The organism is Micromonospora sp. NPDC048907 (genome assembly GCF_055586885.1).
The window spans coordinates 671,017-688,436 of sequence record NZ_JBVJHI010000005.1; the positions used below are offsets into that span (position 1 = coordinate 671,017).

14 protein-coding genes are annotated in these 17,420 nt (G+C 74.3%); 7 read left to right on the top strand and 7 right to left on the bottom strand.

Features of this window, described 5'->3' with window-relative positions; genetic code table 11:
- The first annotated feature begins 16 nt into the window (after window positions 1-16).
- Window positions 17-1,414: a glycosyltransferase family 4 protein gene (locus tag ACZ6PY_RS21200; protein ID WP_466074624.1), complete on the top strand. Its 1,398-nt coding sequence runs from the start codon at window positions 17-19 to the stop codon at window positions 1,412-1,414.
- Window positions 1,415-1,529: 115 nt separating this feature from the next.
- Here ACZ6PY_RS21200 and ACZ6PY_RS21205 read toward each other — a convergent pair whose 3' ends face one another.
- Entirely contained in the window at window positions 1,530-2,423 is an 894-nt protein-coding gene (locus ACZ6PY_RS21205; protein ID WP_466074625.1) for an alpha/beta hydrolase, read from the bottom strand.
- Window positions 2,424-2,516: 93 nt separating this feature from the next.
- Here ACZ6PY_RS21205 and ACZ6PY_RS21210 point away from each other — a divergent pair, with 93 nt between their 5' ends.
- From ACZ6PY_RS21210 to ACZ6PY_RS21230, 5 genes are all read left to right on the top strand, one after another.
- Window positions 2,517-2,945 carry an NUDIX hydrolase gene (locus ACZ6PY_RS21210; protein ID WP_466074626.1) on the top strand — a complete coding sequence of 143 codons (429 nt, stop codon included), beginning with the start codon at window positions 2,517-2,519 and terminating at the stop codon, window positions 2,943-2,945.
- A gap of 94 nt (window positions 2,946-3,039) precedes the next feature.
- Window positions 3,040-3,696 (top strand): response regulator transcription factor, encoded by a 657-nt coding sequence (locus tag ACZ6PY_RS21215; RefSeq protein WP_466074627.1) that lies wholly within the window; start codon window positions 3,040-3,042, stop codon window positions 3,694-3,696.
- Between the two features lie 107 nt (window positions 3,697-3,803).
- Window positions 3,804-5,906, top strand: a complete 2,103-nt coding sequence (locus ACZ6PY_RS21220) for a M14 family zinc carboxypeptidase (RefSeq protein ID WP_466074628.1) — start codon at window positions 3,804-3,806, stop codon at window positions 5,904-5,906.
- Between the two features lie 73 nt (window positions 5,907-5,979).
- A complete protein-coding gene (locus ACZ6PY_RS21225; protein WP_466074629.1) occupies window positions 5,980-6,678 on the top strand; it encodes a fasciclin domain-containing protein in 699 nt (232 codons plus the stop codon).
- Between the two features lie 91 nt (window positions 6,679-6,769).
- Window positions 6,770-9,586, top strand: coding sequence for a M14 family zinc carboxypeptidase (locus ACZ6PY_RS21230; RefSeq protein WP_466074630.1), 2,817 nt, complete (start codon window positions 6,770-6,772; stop codon window positions 9,584-9,586).
- Window positions 9,587-9,656: 70 nt separating this feature from the next.
- On the opposite strand, the gene ACZ6PY_RS21235 is transcribed toward ACZ6PY_RS21230, so the two are convergent.
- From ACZ6PY_RS21235 to ACZ6PY_RS21250, 4 genes are all read right to left on the bottom strand, one after another.
- Window positions 9,657-10,940: a citrate synthase gene (locus ACZ6PY_RS21235; protein WP_466074631.1), complete on the bottom strand. Its 1,284-nt coding sequence runs from the start codon at window positions 10,938-10,940 to the stop codon at window positions 9,657-9,659.
- Window positions 10,941-11,134: 194 nt separating this feature from the next.
- The gene (locus tag ACZ6PY_RS21240; protein WP_466074632.1) at window positions 11,135-13,180 is read right to left on the bottom strand and encodes a sulfatase-like hydrolase/transferase; all 2,046 of its coding nucleotides are present in this window, start codon (window positions 13,178-13,180) and stop codon (window positions 11,135-11,137) included.
- The gene (locus tag ACZ6PY_RS21245; protein ID WP_466074633.1) at window positions 13,173-14,588 is read right to left on the bottom strand and encodes a class I SAM-dependent methyltransferase; all 1,416 of its coding nucleotides are present in this window, start codon (window positions 14,586-14,588) and stop codon (window positions 13,173-13,175) included. Before ACZ6PY_RS21245 ends, ACZ6PY_RS21240 begins: the two co-directional genes overlap by 8 nt.
- Before the next feature lie 5 nt (window positions 14,589-14,593).
- Window positions 14,594-14,743, bottom strand: coding sequence for a hypothetical protein (locus tag ACZ6PY_RS21250; RefSeq protein ID WP_167364301.1), 150 nt, complete (start codon window positions 14,741-14,743; stop codon window positions 14,594-14,596).
- A gap of 179 nt (window positions 14,744-14,922) precedes the next feature.
- Here ACZ6PY_RS21250 and ACZ6PY_RS21255 point away from each other — a divergent pair, with 179 nt between their 5' ends.
- Window positions 14,923-15,321, top strand: coding sequence for a VOC family protein (locus ACZ6PY_RS21255; protein WP_466074634.1), 399 nt, complete (start codon window positions 14,923-14,925; stop codon window positions 15,319-15,321).
- Between the two features lie 18 nt (window positions 15,322-15,339).
- Here the strand turns inward: ACZ6PY_RS21255 and ACZ6PY_RS21260 are convergent, their stop codons facing one another.
- Window positions 15,340-16,104, bottom strand: a complete 765-nt coding sequence (locus ACZ6PY_RS21260) for a helix-turn-helix domain-containing protein (protein WP_466074635.1) — start codon at window positions 16,102-16,104, stop codon at window positions 15,340-15,342.
- Window positions 16,105-16,193: 89 nt separating this feature from the next.
- A complete protein-coding gene (locus tag ACZ6PY_RS21265; RefSeq protein WP_466074636.1) occupies window positions 16,194-17,420 on the bottom strand; it encodes a bifunctional glycosyltransferase family 2/GtrA family protein in 1,227 nt (408 codons plus the stop codon).

A 17,420-nucleotide genomic window follows, 5' to 3' on the forward strand; every position in this document is an offset into this window, starting at 1 on the left:
ATGGACGGAGATCGATGTGACCACCCTGCGGGTCGGCGCGCAGCCCGCCACCGCGACGGACCGGACCCACCGGCCCACCCTCACCTCCCGCCCGACCCTCCCCCCGCAGCCCGGCGTGCCGGCCCGCAAGCAGCGCATCCTCATGCTGTCGTGGGAGTACCCGCCGGTGCTCGTCGGCGGCCTCGGCCGCCACGTGCACGCGCTCTCCGTCGCCCTGGCCGCCGCCGGCCACGAGGTCACCGTCGTCACCCGCCACGCCGACGGCGCGCCCCTGGAGGAGTACGCCGACGGCGTGCGGATCGTCCGCGCCGCCGAGGACCCGGTCACCTTCCCGCTCGCCACCGGATCGCTGCTCGCCTGGACCATGGCGTTCAACCACACCCTCACCCGGGCCGCCCTGCGCGCCGCCGAGTCCGGCGCGTACGACGTCATCCACGCCCACGACTGGCTCGTCGCGCACACCGCCATGACCCTGCGCGAGCACCTGGACGTGCCGCTGGTCACCACCATCCACGCCACCGAGGCCGGCCGGCACCAGGGCTGGCTGCCCGAGGAGATGAACCGCACCATCCACGGCGTCGAGCACTGGCTGGCCAGCGAGTCGGGCCGGGTGATCGTCTGCTCCGGCTACATGCGCGACGAGGTGGGCGCGCTGTTCGGGGTGGAGCCCGGCCGGGTCGACGTGGTGCCCAACGGGGTCGAGCCGCACCGCTGGCGGGTGCCCGGCTCGGCGGTCGCCGCCGCCCGCGCCCGGTTCGCCGGCGACGGCCCGCTGGTCACCTTCGCCGGCCGGCTGGTCTACGAGAAGGGCGTGCAGCACCTGCTCGCCGGCCTGCCCCGGCTGCGCGACCGGCACCCCGGGCTGCGCGCCGTGATCGTCGGCGACGGGCCGTACCGGGCGACCCTGGAGGACGAGGTGCACCGGCTCGGGCTCGCCGGCACCGTGAGCATGCCGGGCTTCCTCGGCGGCACCGACCTGCCGGCCGTGATGGCCGCCTCGGACTGCTTCGCGGTGCCGAGCATCTACGAGCCGTTCGGCATGGTGGCCCTGGAGGGCGCCGCCGCCGGCGCGCCGCTCGCGGTGGCCCGCACCGGCGGGCTGGCCGAGATCGTCGAGCCGGGGGTCACCGGGCTGACCTTCGCCCCGCAGGACCCGGACGGACTGGCCGAGGCGGTGCACGCGCTGCTCTCCGACCGGGACCGGGCGCGACTGCTCGCCCGGCGCGCCCGCGCCATGGTCCACGAGCAGTACGGCTGGTCGGCCATCGCGTCCCGCACGGCCTCCGCGTACGCCGCGGCCGTCGCGGGCGACCCCGCGTTCACCGCCGCGCGGACCGAGCAGCGGATGACCGCCGGCCGGACCCTGCCCGCCCTGCCCGAGGGCAACCTGCTGGCCGCCGCCGGCCTGCGCTGACCCCGATCGCGACGGCACGCCGGCCCCACGTGGGGCCGGCGTGCCGGTGTGTGGGCAGGCGTCGGGGCCGTCCGATGACCAGCGGTACGCCCGTCCGCGCGTCGGGTGCGGAGGATCAGCGGGATCGTCGGCCCAGCACCTGCGCGGCGTCGCGGAGGAAGCGGTCCTCCGCCGCGGCGGCGGCCGGTGACACGTCCCGCAGGGTCGGGAAGTCGTGGACCAGTCCGGGCTCCCGTCGGTGCGTCACCGGCACGCCGGCGGCCCGCAGGCGCGCGGCGTAGGCCTCGCCCTCGTCGCGCAGTGGATCGTGCTCGGCGGTCACGACGACGGCCGGCGGCAGGTCCCGCAGGTCCGCGACGAGCGGGTTGGTCGACGGCGAGTCGCGGGTGTCGGGATCGGGCAGCCACATGGCGACCCACCGGCGAAGGGTGCCCGCATCGAGCAGCCAGCCGTGCCCCTTGTCCTCGACGCTCGGACACCGGAGCGTGGGATCGGCGTTCGGGCAGAGCAGCAGCTGCGCCAGCAGAGGGACCTCGTCGCGCAGCCGCAGCGCCGCCAGGATCGCGATGAGACCGCCGGCCGAGTCCCCTGCCACCGCCACCGGTGCCCCGTCGGCGGCCACCCGCCGGACCACCCCCACCGCATCGTCGACCGCCGCCGGCCAGGGATGCTCCGGCGCGCGTCGGTAGTCGACCGCGACCACCGACGCCGCCGTGGCCACGGCGAGCCGCCGCGCCCGCGCGTCGTGCGTGTCGAGGTCGCCGAGGACGAACCCGCCGCCGTGGAGGTAGACGACCACCGGGTCCGCGCCCGGCGCGTACACCCGTACCGGGACACCCGCCATCGTCGTGTCGACCGTCGGCACGTCCGGTCCCGGCGTCCGTGCCGCGGCTCTGGCGCGGGACGCCTCACGCGCCGTCGCCACGTCGGGTTCGCCGACGGCGGGTTGGGCCCTCGCGGTGCGCAGAAACGCGGCCAGCTGGTCGTCAGCGATGAAGTCCTCCGGCACGGGATCATGCTAGTGGGCCGGCCGGCCCCGGCTGGCCGGAAGCTGCACGCCGACGGTCCTGCGCCGGGGGTGCCGCCGTGGAATGATTCCGCGATGGCCAGCTATGACGTGGCGCTCGTCCTGCTCGTCGACCCCTCGGGCGCCGTCCTCCTGCAGCATCGCGACGAGCACGCGCCCGTCTCGCCGAACCAGTGGGGTCTGCCCGGCGGGCGCATCGAGCCGGGTGAGACGCCGGAGCGGGCCGCCCGCCGGGAACTGCTGGAGGAGACCGGCCTGACCGCGGGCGAGCTGCATCCCTTCTGGAGCGGCCCGCGCCCGGACGAGGAGGGCTTCCCGCACACGGTGACGGTCCACGTCTTCCGCGGCGCGACCGACGCCCGTCAGGAGGACGTCGTGCTCGGCGAGGGCCGGGCCATGGTCTTCGTCCCGCGCGAGGAGGTGCTCGACCGGGACCTGGCGGTCTCCTCCGCGCTGGTCCTCCCGCTGCACCTGGGGGTCGGCCCGACGGCTCGACCCGCATGATCGTCTGGTCGTGATCTTTCGTCCGGGCTGGTCGCGGCGGGCACGGATCGGACAGACTCGCGTGAACCTGTCGCATGAGGTTCGAGGAGACGCGGTGCGGGTGCTTCTGGTGGAGGACGACCTGCGAGTCGCGTCCGCGCTCGCCGCCGCGCTGCGCCGCCGGGGCAACTCCGTCATCACGGCCACGACCGCCTCGGAGGCGGTCGAGGCCGGGCCGGTCGACCTCCTGCTGCTCGACCTCAACCTGCCGGACCGGGACGGCCTGTCGCTGTGCCGGGAGATCCGCCGGCACAACGAGGACATCGCGATCATCGCGGTGACCGCCCGCGGCGACGAGCGGGACCGGGTGGCGGGGTTGCGGGCCGGCGCCGACGACTACGTCGTGAAGCCGTTCTCCATGGCGGAGCTTCAGGCCCGGATCGAGGCGGTGATGCGCCGCGCGTCCCGCGCGTCCCGGGCGGAGGCGGCGCTGGAGGTCGGCGACCTGCGCCTGGACCTCAACGCGCGGCGGGTCTGGCTCGCCGGCCGTGAGGTGGTCCTGACCCGCAAGGAGTTCGCGCTGCTCATGGCGCTGGCCCGGCAGGCCGGGACGGTGGTGCCCCGGGAGCGGCTGCTCATGGACGTCTGGCAGACCACCTGGGGCGGCGGCCACACCCTCGACGTCCACGTCGCGGCCCTGCGGGGCAAGCTCGACGACGCCGGCCTGGTCGAGACCGTGCGCGGGGTGGGCTACCGGCTGCGGGCGGCCTGAGCCTCGATCCTCAGATCCACCTCAAGAAATCGCCCGCTGTCGACCATGGACGGGTGGAGGAGCGTGTGCTGTCCGGACCGAGTCATCCCACCTGTTCTGGAGCCTCCATGAGAGACAGACGGACGACGGCCCTTCTCGCCGCCCTGCTCGCCGCGAGCCTCGCGGCGTTCGCCGGGCCCGTGCCCGCACAGGCCGATCCGGCCGAACCGCACCAGGTCCAGGGCCTGACGGTCGTGCAGGGCGACGGCTACGCCACCCTGGCCTGGACGCCGGTCGACGGCGCCACCGACTACCAGATCGAGCGCACCCCGGTCGCCGCGGACGACACGGCGACCGGACCCGCCGTGATCACCGGCGTCTGGCGGCCGAACCGCCAGATCGACAACTCCTCCCCCACCTTCGCCGACGCGGGCTTCAACCCGGGCGCCCGGTTCCAGTGGCGGGTCCGCGCCCGCCTCGGCGCCACCGCCGAGCCGTACTCGGCGCCGGTCTCCGGCACCACCAGGCCCCCGTGGGGCGACCCCGCCGTGCCGGGTCAGAACCTCCGGACGCAGTGGGAGACCACGCTCGCGGCGCAGTACACCAGCGACGTCAACGAGTACGCGTACACCGCGGCGGTCGACGAGCTGAGCGACCGGGTCCGGGTGACCGAGATCGGCCGGACCGCGCTGGGCCGCCCGATCAACATGTTCGTCATCGGCTACCCCACCCCGCCGGCCACCCCGGCGGCGGTGGCGGCGACCTCACCGCTGATGGTCAACTGCAACGTGCACGGCAACGAGCCGAACGACCGGGAGGCGTGCCTGATCATGGCGCGCCAGCTCGCCTTCAGCGACGACCCCCGCACGCTGGACCTGCTGTCGCACACCACCGTGCTGATCGTGCCCACGATCAACGGGGACGGCCGGGCGGCCAACACCCGGGGCAACTCCACCGGCCAGGACCTCAACCGGGACTACTCGCTGATCCGCCAGCCGGAGACCTTCGCGCTGGTGCGGATGCTGCGTGACTACCGCCCGGTGGCCGGCTACGACGGGCACGAGTTCGGCAACTCCAGCGCCGGCGACCTGCCGATGCTGCCGCCCCGGCACCAGAACGTCGCCCAGCCGATCTTCGACGAGTCGCAGCACATGATCGAGGGCCACATGTACACGCAGGGCGCGAAGGACGGTTGGTGGCCCTGCCCGTACGGGTGCAACGGCGGCGGGAACGTGGGGCTCAGCGAGGAGACCATCCTGCGCAACACGCTGGGACTCAAGAACGTGGTGAACTCCCTGCTGGAGCTGCGCAGCGCCGGCGGCACCACCCGGCCGGACGAGGGCAACACGGCGAACAACCGGCGGCGCAAGGCGTACTCGGCGCTCTGGACGTTCCAGCAGTTCCTCGACTACCACCGGGCCAACCTCAAGGAGATCACCTCGGCGCGGGCCGACGGGATCACCTTCCAGGTGTCGAACACCGGCCGGATCGTCTTCCGCGGCTCCCGGCCGATCCCCGCACACCCGGCGCCGCACCCGGGCGAGGCCCCGCCGCCGCTGGACGCCCCGCGCGAGGACCAGATCCTCACCGAGGCGCCGTGCGCCTACCGGCTCACCGAGGAGCAGTACCACGGGGAGCGCACCGACGGCCCGGCCGGCCAGCGGACCACCGTGGCGCAGCGGCTCGCCGCGCACGGCTGGAAGGTGGTCAAGGCCGCCGACGGGTACGTGGTGCCGCTGGCCCAGCCCGAGCGGGGCCTGATCCCGCTGCTGCTCGACGGGCAGGCCGTGGAGGAACTGGTCGACGCCGAGCGGGTGTACCCGACGGTGACCGGCCGGCACACCGGCCCGCTGGTGGTCTCCGGCTTCACCTGCCTGCGGGACGCCACGGTGACCGGCCCGGTCCGGGTCCGGCCCGGCGCCACGCTCGTCGCCACCGGCTCGTCGATCACCGGCCCGGTGGACGCCACCGGCGCGGCCGGCGTGTTCCTGACCGACAGCACGGTGACCGGCCCGGTCCGGATCGCGCAGGGCACCGGGCCGGTGGTGGTCGTCGACGCGACGGTCACCGGCCCGGTCGAGGTGTCGAACAACCGGGGTGAGGCGCCGCTGGTGGCGGCCAACACCGTGACCGGCCCGCTGCGCTGCGGGGGCAACACCGAGGCGCCGGTGAATCTCGGGCTGACCAATTCGGCGCAGGGCCCGAAGAGCGGCCAGTGCGCGAGCCTCTGACCCGCTGACCGTCGTACCGGCAGGTCCGGCCCCCCGGGCCTGCCGGTGCGACCCGACCCGACGGGAGAACGCCGTGGACCGGCCCGTCATCCCCCCGCGATCCCGATCTCTCCCCCGGCTCCGGTGGCCGGCCCGCCGGCGACGGGCCGGTGCGCTCGCCGCGGTCGCGCTGTCCCTGGTGCTCGCCGGCACGGGCTGCTCCGGCGCCGGCACGCCGGCCGCGGCCGGCGGCGCCGCACCGGACGCGGCGCCCGCCGTGCGCGGTCCGCTGTGCGACCTGCTGCCCTCCGGCAGCGACCCGGGCAACCCGGCGGCGCTGGCCGGTCAGCCGGCCGAGGTGGCCCTGCAGTGGCTGCCCGTCCTCACCACGTTCGAGGCGGCGGTGCGGGCGTCCGGCATGTCCGCCGACCTGCACGGCGGCTCCGGGGTGACGATCCTGGCCCCGACCGACGACGCCTTCGCCGCGAAGTTCTCCGAGGACGACCTGGACCACCTGTTGCTGACCGACAAGGACAAACTCCGCGGCCTGCTCCGCGAGCACCTCGTCGCCGGGTCGCTGTCGCTGGCCGACCTGGTGGCCGCCGGTAGCGTCACCACGCTCGCCGGCACCACGGTGACGGTCACCGGGGGCGGAGGGACCGCCCGCCTGGCCGGCCAGGCCGACACCGTGTGCGCCGACTACCGGGTCGCCAACGCGCGGATCCACCTCATCGACCACGTGCTCGGCAGCCTGCCCACCACCGGCGGCGAGGGCGGCCACCGCTCCCACTGACCGCACGATCCGGGTCTTGACCCGGGATAGCGCCGGTCATACGTTCCGATCGATCTCGCTAGATCTCCACCGAGTGAAACGAGGCATCCCGATGCGCCTGTCGAAGCGTCCGCCCGGGACGGTCCACACGAGAAGAACGGCCGGCGTCGCCGCGCTGCTCCTGCTGGCCGGTCTGACGCCGTTGCTCGGAGGCGCGCCGGCCGGCGCCGCCCCCACGGCCCCCGGCTGCAGCAACGACCCCGCCGCCCGGCTGTCCACCGTGCCCAGCCCCGAGTCCGCGCTGGGCTTCCCGCTCGGCACCGGCCAGGAGCGGGTCGTCACCAACGACGAGGTCCGTGGCTACCTGAAGGCCGTCGACTCCGCCTCCGACCGTGTGGTCACCGGCGTCATGGCGACGAGCGTGCTCGGCCAGCCGCTGCCGTACGCCATCGTCTCCAACGAGCGGCACGTCCGGCCGGGCGCGCTGAAGCAGATCGCGGACGACATCCGCGACCTGCGGGACCCGCGCCGGACCAGGGCGAAGAAGGCCGCCGAGACCGCGTCCGACCGCCCGGCCATCGTCTGGGTGGCCGGGAACGTGCACGGCGGAGAGAAGAGCGGCACCGACGCCGCGCTCAAGACCCTGTACGAGCTGGCCTCCGGGCTGTCCTGCGCGGTCGCGGAGCGCAACGACAACCTGCTGACCGTCATCGTGCCGACCCAGAACCCCGACGGCCGCGACGCCAGCCGCCGGCAGAACGAGTACGGCTTCGACATGAACCGGGACTGGTTCGCCCGCACCCAGCAGGAGACCGACGGGAAGATCGAACTCCTGCGGCGGTACCCGCCGCAGGTCTTCGTCGACGCGCACGAGATGGGCGGCCGGCAGTACTTCTTCCCGCCCAACGCCGACCCGATCCACCACGAGATAGCCAGCGAGAACGTCGACTGGATCAACCGCATCGGCGAGGCCAACAAGGCCGGCTTCGGCTTCAACGGCGCCTGCGGCGGCGCCGTCACCACGGAGTGCTACTTCAACTACTCGACCTACGACCTGTTCTTCATGGGCTACGGCGACACCGTCCCGTCCGCCGGCTTCGGCGCCGCCGGGATGACCTTCGAGAAGGGCAGCGCGTCGGCGGTGGCCGACCGGGTCCAGCAGCAGTTCCACACCCAGTGGGCCACCCTCGGGTGGGCCGCCGCGAACAAGCACGAGGTGCTGACCAGTTACTACAAGATCTGGACGGACGCGCTCGCCGAGGGCAGGGCCGGGACGCTGGAGCCGAACGAGGTGGTCCAGCCGACCAACAGCGTCCAGTTCCCGGTGCCGGACATCGAGGTGCGCTCGTACTTCCTGCTCCCCGACCGGCAGCTCGCCGACGTGCGCCAGCTGGTCGAGCGGCTGCGCCGGATGGACGTCGAGGTTTACGAGGTGACCAGGCCGACGACGGTGCCCACCGCCCGGGTCTTCGGCGGGCGCACCGCCACCGACGTCACCGTGCCGGTCGGCGCCTACTGGATCCCCATGGACCAGCCGCAGAAGCACTGGATCCAGGCGATCATGGGCGAGGACCCGTACGTCCCGTTCCCCTACTTCTACGACGTGTCCTCCTGGAGCAACCCGCTGCTCATGGGCGTGGACACCATCTACACCGGCGACGACGTCCGGCCGCACGCCCGGCCGGTCCGGCAGATCACCGGCGGCACGTCCTCGGCGGCCGGGGCGAAGGGGTCGTACGCGTACCCGCTGGACTCGGCGGCGGCGGCCGAACTCACCTTCCGGCTGCTCGGCCGGGGCGTGCCGCTCGTCCGGGACCTCGACACCAGCGTGGTCGGCTTCCCCGCGAGGAGCCTGACCCGGGAGATCGACCAACTGGCCCGGTCGCTCGGGGTGACCCTCCGCCCGAGCCGCGCGGCGGCCAGCGGGAGCCCGGTGGACCTGCCGGACGTCGGGCTGTTCGAGGGCACCGGCATCTCCACCACCTCCGGCTCCCACGGCGAGGCCCGCTACGTGCTCGGCAAGCGGTGGGGGCTGGACCTCACGCCGGTGACCACCGCCGACATCAACGACAACACCCCGGCGTTCACCGGGCGCACCGTGCTGCTCGTGCCCGACGGCAGCAGCGCGACCGGCGGGCTCACCGCCGCCGGGCAGGCCAACCTGCGGAACTGGATCGCCCAGGGCCACACCTACGTCGGCCTGCGCAACGAGGGCACCCGGCTGGCCCGGGCCGCCGGCCTCACCTCCACCACGGAGAAGACGAAGCCGGCGGACTACCGGATGATCGGGTCGCACCTGCGGGTCGACGTCGACGGCGGCAGCCCGGTCGCGCTGGGCCGCCCGGCCGAGGACTTCGAGTTCAACAACAGCGACTCGATTCTGAACCCGAGCAGCACCGGCACCAACGTGCTCACCTACCCGTCCGACGACACCTTCTGGGCGAACGGCTACACCGTGCGCAGCGACGTGTTGAAGGGGACTGTCGCACTGGTGGACGAACCCACCGGCGCCGGTCGGGCCGTGCTGTTCGCGTTCAACCCGCTCTTCCGGGCGTACAACGAGAACGGGCTGCACCTGGTGGCCAACGCCCTGCTCTACCCCTCGGGGGCGGCGGCGGACCGCGCGACCCCGCGGCGTACGACAGGTGTCGAGCCCGCCCGGGCGGCCGCGGCGGCCCAGCCGGTCGCGGACAACCTGGGCGGCGAGTGGCGGCCGATCACCGTCGAGGTGGCGGCCGGCGACCGCGGTCGCGCCGAGGCGGTCGTCGCCCGGTACACCGACACCGCCCGGGTCTCGGTGGCGAACGGGTCGGCCTACCTGGTGATTCCGAACCCGGCCGGCCTGCAGGCCGACGAGCACCCGTACCTGCGTGACCTGGTGGGCGCCCTCCGGGACGCGGGGATCCCGCTGCGTTCCCTGGTGGGCTGACGCGCCGGCCCGCAGACACGAAGGCCGCCGACCCGCACGGGGTCGGCGGCCTTCGCCGTCGGGACCGGACTCAGCGCTCCGTGGCGGGGACGTAGTCCCGCTCGGCGTAGCCGGTGTAGATCTGCCGCGGGCGGCCGATCTTGGTCTCCGGGTCGTTGATCATCTCGCGCCACTGGGCGATCCAGCCGGGGAGCCGGCCCAGCGCGAAGAGCACCGTGAACATCTTGGTCGGGAAGCCCATGGCCTTGTAGATGAGGCCGGTGTAGAAGTCCACGTTCGGGTAGAGCCGGCGGGAGACGAAGAAGTCGTCGGCGAGCGCGATCTCCTCCAGCTGCACCGCGAGGTCGAGCAGCGGGTCCGGCTTGGCCATCCGGCCGAGCACGTCCTGGGCGGCCTTCTTCACGATGGCGGCGCGCGGGTCGTAGTTCTTGTAGACCCGGTGGCCGAAGCCCATGAGCTTCACGCCGTCCTGCTTGTCCTTGACCTTCTGCACGAAGGACCGGACGTCGCCGCCGTCGGCCTGGATCTTCTGGAGCATCTCCAGCACGGCCTGGTTGGCGCCGCCGTGCAGCGGGCCGAACAGCGCGTTCACGCCGGCCGACACCGAGGCGAACAGGTTGGCGTTGCTGGAGCCGACCAGCCGGACGGTCGAGGTGGAGCAGTTCTGCTCGTGGTCGGCGTGCAGGACGAACAGCATGTCGAGCACCTTCGACATCACCGGGTCGACCTCGTACTCCTCGGCCGGCACACCGAAGGTCATCCGCAGCAGGTTGTCGACGTAGCCCAGCGAGTTGTCCGGGTAGAGCAGCGGCTGGCCGATCGACTTCTTGTACGCGTACGAGGCGATGGTGGGGACCTTCGCCATCAGCCGGATCGTCGACATCTCCACGTGCTCGGAGTCGAACGGGTCCAGGCTGTCCTGGTAGAAGGTCGAGATCGCGCTCACCGCCGAGGAGAGCACGGCCATCGGGTGCGCGTCGCGCGGGAAGCCGTCGAAGAAGCGGCGCATCTCCTCGTGCAGCAGCGAGTGCCGGCGGATCCGGTCGCTGAACTCGGTGAGCTGCGTCTGGCTCGGCAGCTCGCCGTAGATCAGCAGGTAGGAGACCTCCAGGAAGGAGGACTTCTCGGCCAGCTGCTCGATCGGGTAGCCGCGGTACCGCAGGATGCCCGCGTCACCGTCGATATAGGTGATCGCGGACGAGCAGGACGCCGTGTTCACGAAACCGGGGTCGTACGTCGTCATCCCGGTTTCCTTCAGCAGCTTGCCCACCCCGATCCCGGCGGGCCCCTCGACCGCGGACTGCACCGGCATCGACAGCTGCCCACCGGGGTGGTCGAGCTTGACTTCCGTCATCTGTTCCTCGCTTCGCCGGCAAGATCTTCGTTGAGTTGCCTTCGCTTTTACCGTAATCACGGTGGGGAGGACACCGCTCGTCATGGTTCGGTGGTGAGGTATGCGTCACCCGATTCCCGACTTGCCGGCTCGGAAACCCGGTGGAAGCGCGACCACCCCGAGCTGGGAAGGCTACCCGGCGATCCCGCGGATGATCACGAGAGGGTGAGCCGGCGCAGCGATCCGTCGGTGCCCACCCGGTAGAGGTCGAGGCGGTTGGCCCCGGCGGCGAAGAGCCGGTCGTCGGGCAGCAGCGCGGCGAAGCGCCGGCCCGCGGAGTCCGGCGCGACCACCGGGACGACGGCCCCGACCGTGCCGTTCACCGCCACGGCGAGCCGCGTGCCGTCCGGCACCGAGGCGGGCACGGTCCCCCAGACCAGCGCGGGCAGCTCGCCGTGCGCCGGGTCGACGTCGCGGAACGAGGCGAGGTTGGCCACGGTCGCCGTACCCCCGGACGGCACCGCGCCGACCGTGGTGCCCACCAGCGGGTCGGGGGCCGGTGACGCGGGCGGGGACGGGACCCCGCCGGGGAACGTGAGCGGCTGGCCGGGCGTGTCGTAGAAGCGCTTGTCGGCGCCGTCGCGCGGGGCCTGGCTCGCCGGGCGGCCGTCCATCCGCCAGGGGACCCGGATGTGGGTCTCGTCGGCGATCGTCGGCAGCAGGTCCACGTGCTGCCAGTTCCGGTCGTCGACCCGGCCGGTCCGCTGGCCCGGTTCCTTCAGGAACATCGGCACCCAGGCGACCTGGTCGGGCGCGTGGTTGATGGCGTCCAGCCCCCGGCCCTGCCAGTCCTTGCGGAAGCTCACGCCGTGGTCGGCGGTGACCACCACCAGCGCCTGGTCGTAGAGGCCGGTGGCGCGCAGGGTGCGCAGCGTCTCGCCGATCAGCCGGTCGGTGTAGCCGAGCTGGGCGAGGTGCCGGGCCCGGGCCAGGTCCACCCACCCGGTCCCGTCGCTGCGCAGGTCCTCGGGGGCGACGTAGCGCGCCCCGGACGGCAGGTAGACCCAGGGCGAGTGCGGCATGAGCAGGTGCAGGAAGTGCAGCGTGGGCCGGTCGGCGGGGCGCAGCCCGGCGAGGAAGGTGGTGAACCGGGCCGGCTGGTTGTCGTCGAGGGTGTCCCAGCGGAACTTCGGGTCGTTCGGCACCGGCTCGGCCGCGTCCAGCCCCGCCTCGGCCCGGGTCTGCTCCCGGTAGGAGTCCTCCGGGTCGATCCGGCTGTCCACCGGGGCGGTGACCTGGCGCAGCAGCTTGCCGCTCTCCCGGACCAGCACCCCGAGCCCCTGCTCCGGGCTGACCGGCTGTTCGCAGCGGCTGGGCGGGCAGAGCCGGGTGATGCTCTCCTCGGCCTTGATGTCGTACAGGCCGCCGAGCGCGGTGAACAGGTTGTCCGGGTACCGCGAGTAGTGCGGTGCGATCGGCTCGGCCGGGTAGCGCCCGGTGAGCATGGCCGGCAGCGCGTAGGGCGTCCAGCCGCTGACGCCGGTGGCGTTGCGGTACCAGGTGGAGCCGGCGGCCAGCTCCGCGAAGTGCGGATACCGGGCGGCGTCGATCCGGTGGTCGGGGCCCAGCAGGGAGACCAGCGGCAGCTCGTCCAGGACGATCATGACCACCGGCGGGTGGGCGCCCGCCCCGGCCACCCCGGCGGCGCCGCCGTGCCCGCGGGGCAGCACCACGGCCGAGGCCGGCGAGGCGAACACGAACAGGCCGACGAAGACCAGCGGCCCGACCGCGGCCACCCGCAGCACCCGGGCGAGGGCCCGCCACCGCCGGTGGGCGGCGGCCGCGGCGGCGCCTGCCGCGACGGCCGCCAGCAGCAGGGGTACGCCCCGCAGCGGCGTGACGTGCCGGCCGACCTGGACCGCGAGCGCGGCCAGCAGCAGCCCCACGACCAGGGTGTGCAGGGCCGCCCGGGCGGGCCGGGGGGCGACCAGGCCGAGCGCGCCGAGCAGGGCGAACGGCACGGTCGGTGCGATCGCGATCAGCGCCACCAGCAGCAGCACGTCGGTCCGGGTGGCGCGGTGGAACAGGAAGAAGTCCGGGCTGCGGCCGAGCACGTCCAGCAGCGGCTGGGTGACCACCAGCCCGACCAGGGCCACCACCTCCAGCAGCCGGCCCGCCTCGCCGCGCCAGCCGCCCCGGACGCGGGTGCGGTCCGGGGCCGCCGGCGGGGCCTGCGGTGGCGCGAGCGTGTCCTCAGCCACCCACCACCACCTGGTAGAGGGTGCGGGTGCCCGACGGCAGCTCGGTGCGGCCGACGACCCGCCCGTGTACCGCGAGCAGCGACTCGAACACCTCCCGGCGGTAGTCCGGGAAGAGCCCGTCCGGCTTGTTGGCCAGCAGCCGGCGGGCCATCGGGTCGTCCGGGTGCACGAACTCGACCACCAGGCTGCCGCCGGTCACGGTCAGCGCGGCGAGCTGATCCAGCACCTCCGGCAGCGGCACGTTCCGGCCGATCGCCAGGTGGTGCACCACGGCCAGGGCGAGCACCACGTCGGCCCGGGCGCGGTCGGCGAAGGCGGCCCGCTCGGCGCCCCGCCAGCCACCGCCGGGCGAGGGGTCGGCCAGGTCCATCACCAGCGGGAGGATCCGCGTCTCCCCCTCCTCGCGCAGCGCGCGGTAGAGGGCGTCCACCACCGCCGGATCCTGCTCGACGGCGACCACGTGGTCGGCGTGCCGGGCGGCGATCCGGGCGTAGCGGCCGTCGTTGGCGCCCAGGTCGAGCACCCGGCCCGGCCCGGTGGCGGCCACCGCCCGGTCGACGAACTGCTCCTTGGCCTGCCGGTCCGGCACCGAGTACGCGCACGTGCGCTGGTAGTCCGACCAGTGGGTCGCCCCCGGGCGGCGGTCCAGCCGGCGGACCAGCTTCGTCAGCCCGCGCACGGTGGCCAGGGCCAGCTCGCGCGAGTAGCCGGCGGACCGGAGCTGGGCGCGTACCGCACTGGTGCTGGCCTCGGCGTTGCTGTCCTGCATCGCGCCGTGCAGGTGCACGTGGGTGGGCACCCCGGCCCGCCAGCGCCGGGCCCCACCGAAGAGCCGGCGCATCTGGTCCGGCTCGATGCCGTCGATCCGGGCCCGCAGGAAGGGCTGGAAGTCCAGACCGAGGTGGGCCTGGACCAGCAGCGGGTACAGCAGCGTCTGGCAGAACTGCCGGTAGCCGGCCCACGGCTCGCCGTCGCGGGCCGCCTCGAACGAGCCGACGTCGATGAAGACCGGCCGGGCGCCGCGCCACTGCACGTTGTAGGCGGAGCCGTCCTTCGTGGTGAAGCCGGCGGCCAGCGCGGCGCGCAGCACCTCCAGGTGCAGCAGGGCGGCGTCGCGGAGCATCCCGTACGACCACTCGTAGGGGTGCGACACGAACGGGATCCGCTCGTGGCGCAGCACCGCGGCCCACGGCACGTCGACCGGGGTCGGGAACAGCTCCTCCGTGCCGCAGACCTGCCGGTTGGCGAGCAGGTCGCGGAAGAAGTCGCTGGCGGCCAGGGCGCGCCAGTCGCGGGCGGACCGCTCGTCCAGCCCGCGCAGCACCTCGCCGGCACGGTGGAAGACCCGGTTGCCGGGGTCGCGGAAGGAGCCGGGGTCGGCGCGCAGGCCGGCGTCGGGGAGCGCCACGCCGGTCAGCCCTGGTCGGTGGGCTGCCGGCGGAACCGGGCCACCAGGCGTCTCCAGTAGAGCTTGGCGGCGACCGCCACGCCGGCCACCCCGCCGACCACCGCCTGCACGATGAGGCTGCCGGATCCCGCGTCCAGGTAGGCCAGGTGCGTCACTGCTGCTTCCTTCCCCTCGCCAGTCATCGGAGTCCAGCCCGATATGTGAGCTTTACTGCTCTAAGCCGGACTTGCCCCACCGTACGCCTGTGCTCCTGATTCTGCGGGCCACACCGGCGACTCGTCCCCCGTCCGATCCGTTCAAGACGGGCCGCCGCGCCGGCCTCTACGGTGGCCGCATGACACCGCAGTTCGATCTCATCGGCATGGTCGTCACCGACATGGGACGCACCCTGGACTTCTACCGCCGGCTCGGGCTGCCGGTCCCGCCCGGCGCCGAACACGAGCCGCACGTGGAGGTGACCCTCGACAACGGCGTCCGGCTGGCCTGGGACACCGTCGAGACGATCCGCAGCTTCGACCCGGACCACACCCCGGCAACCGGGAGCCCCCGCGCCAGCCTGGCCTTCCGCTGCGCCGACCCGGCCGAGGTGGACCGCTGGTACGCCGAGCTGACCGCCGCCGGCCACCACGGCCACCTGGCGCCGTGGGACGCCTTCTGGGGCCAGCGGTACGCGGTCCTGCACGACCCCGACGGCAACGGCGTCGACCTGTTCGCCCCGCTGACGTCCGCGTGACGCCGCCGACGAGCCGTGTCAGGCGGCGGGCGGCAGCAGGCGGGTCGGTGGGACGCCCGCCAGTTCCTTCACCTCGCGGGTGAGGTGGGCCTGATCGGCGTACCCGGCCAGGGCGGCGACCTCGACCAGCGGGGTCCCGGCGCCGGCCAGGTCGAGGGCCCGGCGCATGCGCAGGATGCGGGCGAGGGTCTTCGGGCCGTACCCGAAGAGGAGCCGGCTGCGCCGGTGCAGGGCCCGCGCGCCGAGGCCGACCTCGGCGGCGGTCGCGGCGACGGTCGCGCCGGCCGCCAGCCGGGCGGCGACCGCACGGCCGAGCGGGTCCGGGCCGCCGGCGGCCCGCAGCCGGGCCAGGGCGACCTCCTCCAGCAGGGCGGCGATCGACGACCCGCGGAACGCCGAGGCGCCGGGGCGGCCACCGGCGCGGCCGGAGGTCGCACCGGCGCCGCGGGCATCCTCCGCGGCGACGCGGTCGGCCAGGTCGGCGGCGGCCCGTCCCCAGAGGTCGGCGAGGGGCACCCGCCGGTCCCGCAGCTCCTCGGCGGGCACCCCGAACACGGTCGGTCCGGTGCCCGGCGGCAGCCGCAGCCCGACCCACCGCTCCCCCGGAATGCTCCGCGACAGGTGCGCGGTGCGGTCCGGCCCGGCGACGAGCAGCCCGGACCGGCTGGACCAGAGCAGGTCCAGGCACCCGTCCGGCAGCACCCGCACCGGCCCGTCGCCGCGCGCGACGCTCGCCCACCGCACGGCGCCGGGGACAGCCGGCGCCGGTCCCTCCCGGTACATCCCTCCACCCTGCCACGCCGTCACCGGATCCCCGCCGCGCGCATCCTGGCGCGTTCCCGCCGCACGGGGAACGCGCCGGGATCCGGCGGTCAGGGGCGGTGGTGCAGGGCGAGGCGGAGCAGGGTGAAACGGAGGACGGTCGCCGCGAGGTTGGCCGCGATCAGCACGGCCAGCTCCAGGGCGCGGGGCGGTGTGCCGGCGGTGGCGTGCAGGACCGCCAGGGAGCCGCTGGTCAGGGCCAGGCCGAGGGCGAAGGCGAGCAGCCCCTGGAGATGGTGCCGGCCGGCGTGCCAGCGGCCGGTGACGCCGAAGGTCAGCCGCCGGTTGGCGGCCGTGTTGGCCACCGCGGTGACCAGCAGCGCCAGCAGGTTCGCCGGCTGTGCCCCGAGCGGGCCGCGGGCCAGCACGAACAGCACCAGGTACGCGAGCGTGCTGGCCACCCCGACCACGGCGAACCGGGCGAGCTGTCGGGGCAACCCGGCCGGCACCTGGGCCGGCGGGGTGCGCAGCGGCGCCCGGCCGAGCCGCGCGCGCACGTCGGCCAGGGGCAGCGCCCCGGTCACCAGGCCCCGGCCCAACCGCCCGATGCCGCGCAGGTCGGCCAGGGCGGTGGCCACGATGTCCACCCGGCTGTCCGGGTCGTCCACCCAGTCCACCGGCACCTCGTGGATCCGCAGGCCGGCCCGCTGGGCCAGCACCAGCAGCTCGGTGTCGAAGAACCAGCCGCTGTCCTGCACCAGCGGCAGCAGCCCGGCCGCCACGTCGGCGCGGATCGCCTTGAACCCGCACTGCGCGTCGGAGAAGCGCACCGCGAGGGTGCCGCGCAGCAGCAGGTTGTAGCCGCGCGAGATCACCTCCCGCTTGGCGCCCCGGACCACCCGGCTGGTCCGGGCCAGCCGGGTGCCGATGGCCAGGTCCGAGTGACCGGTGATGAGCGGGGCGACCAGCGGCAGCAGCGCGGCCAGGTCGGTGGAGAGGTCCACGTCCATGTACGCCAGCACCGGCGCCGGGGAGGCCGACCAGGCGGCCCGCAGCGCCCGGCCCCGCCCCTTGGCCGCCAGGTGCAGCACCCCCACCTCGGGCAGCTCGGCGGCGAGCGCCTCGGCCACCGCGAGCGTGCCGTCCACGCTGGCGTTGTCCGCCACGGTGATCCGGAACGGGTACGGGAAGTGGGCGGTGAGGTGGGCGTGCAGCCGCCGGACGCAGGGCCCCAGGTCGGCCTCCTCGTTGTGGACGGGCACCACCACGTCCAGCACCGCGGTGGGCGCCGTGGGCCGCGCCCGCACGGCGGCCCGGGGTTCGCGGGTGTCGGTCAT